This is a genomic window from Mycobacteriales bacterium, assembly GCA_035533475.1.
Taxonomy (GTDB): domain Bacteria; phylum Actinomycetota; class Actinomycetes; order DATLTS01; family DATLTS01; genus DATLTS01.
Window position 1 is genome coordinate 1 of the sequence record DATLTS010000001.1, and the last position, 5,209, is coordinate 5,209.

The window sequence follows — 5,209 nt, forward strand, 5'->3', positions numbered from 1 at the left end:
CAAGCTGTACCGCAAGGAGACGCTGGTCCCGGAGAACGCCAGCTGGGTGTTCCTCGCGGCGCCGCTGGTGGCGTTCGTCGGTTACCTCTCGGTTCCGCTGCTCATCCCGGTGCTGACCACCTACGGGCTGCCGCTGGGATACCAGGGCGACATCCTCGGCGGGGGGTTCCTGTTGACCCTGGCCGGCTTCGTCACCGCGCTCGCCGGGGCGGACACCGGGGCCCCGTACGCGCAGCTGGGGTCCAGCCGGGCGATGACGTTCGGGGCGCTGGTGGAGCCGACGATCCTGTTCGTCGTGTTCACGGTGGCCGCCATCACGGCCACCGACCTGCCCTACCACGAGGCGGCGACGGTGCGTTCCGCCGCCGGGCAGATCGTGCGACCCGCGCACCTGCTGGCCGCGGCCGCCCTGTTCATGGCGATCCTCGCCGACACCGGCCGGATCCCGGTCGAGACGCACGCGAGCACGCTCGAGTTCGGGATGATCGACGAGGGCCGGACGCTGGAGCACTCGGGCCCGGCGTTGGCACTGTTCCGGCACGCGTCCGCGATCAAGCAGCTGGTGCTCTACACGATCCTGGCGAACGTGTTCCTCGTCCCGTGGGGGTTGTCCAGCAGCGGACGGCCGGCCAGCGTCGCCCTCGCGATCGGCACCCTGCTCGCGAAGGCGATCGGCATCGGCTGTGTCGTCGCGGTGATCGACGACTCGTTCGCCAAGCTGCGGCTGTACAAGATCACCGAGTTCTGCGCGGCAGCGTTCGTGCTCTCCGTGCTCGCGGTGTTCACGCTGTTCCTCGGGGGCAGCTGATGGGCACCGCCCCGGGCGCCTTCGCCGGCGCGGCGAGCACGGTCGCGGCGCTGGTACTGCTCATCGAGTTCGCCATGCTGAGAGCCCCCATGCTGCGCAGCCAGATCCGGCTGTACGCGGTGCAGTCCTTTGTTGTATCAGCGTTGGCCGGGATCGTGGCCCACGACCGCAGGATCGGCGAGCTGTACGTGCTGGCCGTGCTGTCCTTCCTGCTCAAGGTGGTCGCGGTCCCACTGGTCGTCTCCCGGCTGCTCCGGGACGCCGACACCGAGATCGCCGGCACCGGGGCGTTCGGGGTGGCCAGCGAATTCCTCATCGCGATCGTCGTCGCGGCGTTCGGGTTCTTCGCGGTCGGCACCCTGCACATCTCCTCCGCGGTGCTGCCCCGCAGCGCCCTCGCGCTGGCCGCGGCCGTCGTGCTGGTCGCCTTCGTGCTCATCATCGTGCGCTCGGACGTGATCAGCCAGGCGGTCGGCTTCTTCTCCCTGGAGAACGGGGTGTCGCTGGCCAGCCTCGTCGTCGCCGCCGGCTTGCCGCTCATCCTCGAGGTGGCATTCCTCTTCGACCTGCTGGTCGCGGTGGTCGTCTTCGGCATCTTGATGCGGGTCCACCACGGCCGCAGCGCCACCCTGTCCACCGCCGGGCTGACCCGGCTGCGGGGCTAGCCCGATGCGCGCGGTCCTCATCCTGCTCGTCACCGGGCCGCTGCTCGCCGCCCTGGCCTGCCTGCGGTTACCGCCCCGGCGCGCGCAGGCGGTCACCATCGTGTCCGGGGCGGCGAGCCTCCTCGGTGCCCTCGCCCTGGTACCGGGCGTCGACCGGCACACGCCCGCCGTGGGCTTCCTGCGGGCGGACGCGCTGTCCGTGGTCTTCGTGCTCGCCACCGCGTTCTGCTATGCCACCACCGCGGTGCACAGCGTCGGCTACCTGCGCAGCGAGCAGGGCACGGCCGAGGCCCCCCGGTACGCGCGCCGGTTCTACGTCGGGCTGAACCTGTTCTGCTGGGCGATGCTCGCCGCACCGCTGGTCAACGGGCTGGCCCTGCTGTGGATCGCGATCGAGGTGACGACCGTCATCTCGGCACTGCTCGTCGCCATCGACGACACCGAGGGGGCCACCGAGGCGTCCTGGAAGTACGTGCTCATCGCCTCGGTCGGCCTGGGCATCGCCTTGCTCGCCACCATCTTCATGTACTACGCGGGCAGCCAGCTTCTGGGCGGCGGCTACGACCTGGCGTTCGGCCCGCTGGTGCGGGTCGCCCATGCGCTGCCCGCCCAGCCGGTCCGGCTCGCCTACGTGCTGGCCGTCGTCGGGTTCGGCACCAAGGCCGGGCTGGTGCCGATGCACACCTGGCTCCCCGACGCGCACGCCGAAGCCCCGACCCCGGTCTCGGCGCTGTTGTCCGGCGCGTTGCTCGCGGACAGCTTCTACGCGGTGCTGCGCTACCACCAGGTGGCCGTGCGGACCCTCGGGCCGGCGTTCCCCGACGCCGTGCTGCTGGCCTTCGGTCTCGCGTCGCTGGTGCTCGCCGCGCTCTACGTCCTCGACCAGAGGGACATCAAACGGCTGCTCGCCTACTCCTCCGTCGAGCACATGGGCATCCTGGCCATCGGGGTCAGCTTCGGCACGCCGGTCGCACTCGCCGGGGTGCTGCTGCAGGTCCTCGCGCACGCCGCCGCGAAGGCGACGGCCTTCTTCGGCGCGGGGGCGCTGCTCCGCGGCTACGGCACCAAGGACATCGAGGAGATCCACGCGGCCGCCGACCGGATGCCGGTCACCGGGGTGCTGTTCGTCACCGCCGTGCTGGCGTTGTCCGCGCTGCCACCGTTCGGCATCTTCCGCAGCGAGTTCCAGATCGTCTCCGGCGGGCTGGCCGCCGGGCACGACGCGCCGGCGGCCGTCCTGGTCGCGCTGGTCACCGTGGCGTTCCTCGGGCTGAGCCTGGCCGCGACCCGGATGGTGCTCCAGCCGGGCCCGGCCGGTGAGCCGGCGTGGCCGGGCGACGGACCCGGCAGCCCGGCCCGGCGCGGGGAGCCGAGCTGGTGGATGGTGACCGCGATGGCCGTCGGGATCGGCGCGCTGCTCGTCCTCGGCGTCCACCCGCCGGGCGCGCTGACCCGGCTGCTGCACACCGCCGCGCTCGCCCTCGGCGGCGGGACGTGAGCGCCGTCGAGCGGGTGCCGACCGCGCAGCGCTGGGGCGACGACGTCGTCGCCCGGGTGTCGACCGGGCAGCGGCTCGCCGCGCTGACCGGCAGTGCGGCCCGCGGCGGCACCCGGCTCGCCGCGCTGCTCGCCCACGGCGGGCAGCTGGACCTCGTGGAGACCGTGGTGCCCGCCGGCAGCGACGGCTACCCGTCGTTGGCCGAGCGGATCCCCGGGGCGCTGTGGTACGAGCGGGAGATCCACGACCTGTTCGGGCTCGCGGCCCTCGGCCGACCGCGGCTCGACCCGTTGCTGCTGCCCCTGGCAGCAGGGACGCCCCGGCCACGGCCCGGCGCGCGCAGGTCTCCGGCCACCCTCATCCCGGAGCCGGCTGCGTTGCCCGGCCACGTCGAGGGCCCCGGGGTGTTCACCATCCCCTACGGTCCGGTGCGTTCCGGGGTGTGCGAGGCCGTCGAGTACCTCGTCGAAGGTCCGGGCGAGGACATCCAGCATGTGCGGGTCCGGGTGTACGCGAAGCACCGCGGGCTGGAGAAGCGCTTCGAGGGGATGGACCCGGTCACCGGGGTGCTGCTCGCCGAACGGGTCGAGGGGGTGGCCTCGGTGGCGCACGCGCTGGCGTTCGCCCAGGCCATCGAACGCATCGCCGGAATCGGGGTGCCACCGGCGGCGGCGCTGGTCCGCTGCCTGTACGCCGAATGCGAACGCATCGCCAACCACCTGCACAGCGTGATCGGGCTCACCGAGGCGGCCGGCCTCGCCGTGGCCACCGCCCGCTTCGGCTACCACAAGGAACAGATCATGCGGCTCCTCGGCGAGGCCTCCGGCAGCCGCTTCGGCCGCGGGGTCATCACCCCCGGCGGGGTGCACGCGCTGCCCGCCATCGCCCCGGAGCAGCTGCTCGGCCGGCTGACCCGGCTCGGCCGGGCCGTCGACGCCGACGCCCGGGCGCTCATGGGCACCCCCTCGTTCCTCGACCGGTTGCGCGGCACCGGTCCCATCCCGCACACCCTCGCCGCCGCGCACGGCGCGCTCGGACCGCTCGCCCGGGCCTCCGGACTCCCCGAGGACGTGCGCAGCGCCCGTCCGTACGCGGCCTACGACCGGCTCGGCGAACCGAGCGGTCAGGCCCGGCCCACCGGCGACGTGCTGGCCCGCACCCAGCAACGCTGGGCCGAGGTGCGGGATGCGTTCCGGCTGGCCCGGGCCGCGACCGACGCGCTGGCGGACCGCCCGGATCCGCAGCACGAGCTGGCCGTGCCGGTGCCGCCAGACGCCTCCGGCCGCGCGGTCGGCTGGGCCGAAGCCCCCCAGGGCGAGCTGCTCTACCTCGTCGAGCTGGCGGGCGGGCGGCTGACCCGATGCAAGCCCCGGTCCGCGTCGTTTCACAACATGGCGCTGTTCGGACCGTCGTTCGCCGGCGACATCACCACCGACTTCGCCTTCATCGAGGCGAGCTTCGGGCTGTCCATCGCGGGGGTGGCGGGCTGATGCCATGGGTGCTGCGCGGGCTGCGCGACGGGGTGGTCACGAGTCGCTATCCCCGCTACGACGACGGCTACCCACCGACCTGGCATGGCGCCGTGGAGGTGTTGCCGCACGAAGGGCCGCCGGCGGAGCTCGGGAAGCTCTGCCCGACCGGTGCGATCGAGGTGGAGGACGGGCAGGTGCGGCTGGACCGGGGACGGTGCATCCTGTGCGCTCGCTGCGTCACCGCCCGCCCCGACGTGTTCGGTTTCACCGCGGCCTTCCAGACGGCCGGGCTCTCCCGGGGCGGGCTCGTCGTCCCCGTCGTCGCCGAGACCGACGAAGCGCTGGCCGCGGTGCGCGACGGACTCACCCGACGGGTACGGGCGCTGCGCCGCAGCGTGCACATCCGCCATGTCGACGCCGGGTCCGACGGTGCCGTGGAGTGGGAGATCGCCGCGTTGACGAACCCGGTCTACGACGTGCACCGGCTCGGCATCTTCTTCACCGTGAGCCCGCGGCACGCCGACATCCTGCTGGTCACCGGAGCCGGGTCGGCAGGAATGCTCGACCCGCTCGCCGAGACCCGCCGGCAGCTGCCGGACCCGGTCGTCGTCATCGCCGCCGGGGTGGACGCCATCAGCGGCGGGCTGGTGAGCCCCTCCTATGCCACCCGCGGCGGGATCGGCGCGGCCGTGGACGTCGACGTGTGGGTACCCGGGTCCCCGCCGAGCCCGTTCGGGCTGCTGCACGCGATCCTGCTCGCCCTGGG

General features: G+C 73.3%; 5 protein-coding genes. All 5 read left to right on the forward strand.

The genetic code is table 11. From position 1 onward, the window contains the following. On the forward strand, positions 1-808 hold an 808-nt coding region (locus tag VNG13_00005), incomplete at its 5' end, for an NADH-quinone oxidoreductase subunit H (protein ID HVA58909.1). Next, positions 808-1,473: a hydrogenase gene (locus VNG13_00010; protein HVA58910.1), complete on the forward strand. Its 666-nt coding sequence runs from the start codon at positions 808-810 to the stop codon at positions 1,471-1,473. The genes VNG13_00005 and VNG13_00010, both read left to right, overlap by 1 nt. Positions 1,474-1,477: 4 nt before the next feature. Next, the gene (locus VNG13_00015; protein ID HVA58911.1) at positions 1,478-2,971 is read left to right on the forward strand and encodes a proton-conducting transporter membrane subunit; all 1,494 of its coding nucleotides are present in this window, start codon (positions 1,478-1,480) and stop codon (positions 2,969-2,971) included. Beyond that, entirely contained in the window at positions 2,968-4,461 is a 1,494-nt protein-coding gene (locus tag VNG13_00020; GenBank protein HVA58912.1) for an NADH-quinone oxidoreductase subunit C, read from the forward strand. Before VNG13_00015 ends, VNG13_00020 begins: the two co-directional genes overlap by 4 nt. Further along, a partial coding sequence (locus tag VNG13_00025; GenBank protein ID HVA58913.1) for an NADH:ubiquinone oxidoreductase occupies positions 4,461-5,209 on the forward strand: 749 nt, incomplete at its 3' end. The genes VNG13_00020 and VNG13_00025, both read left to right, overlap by 1 nt.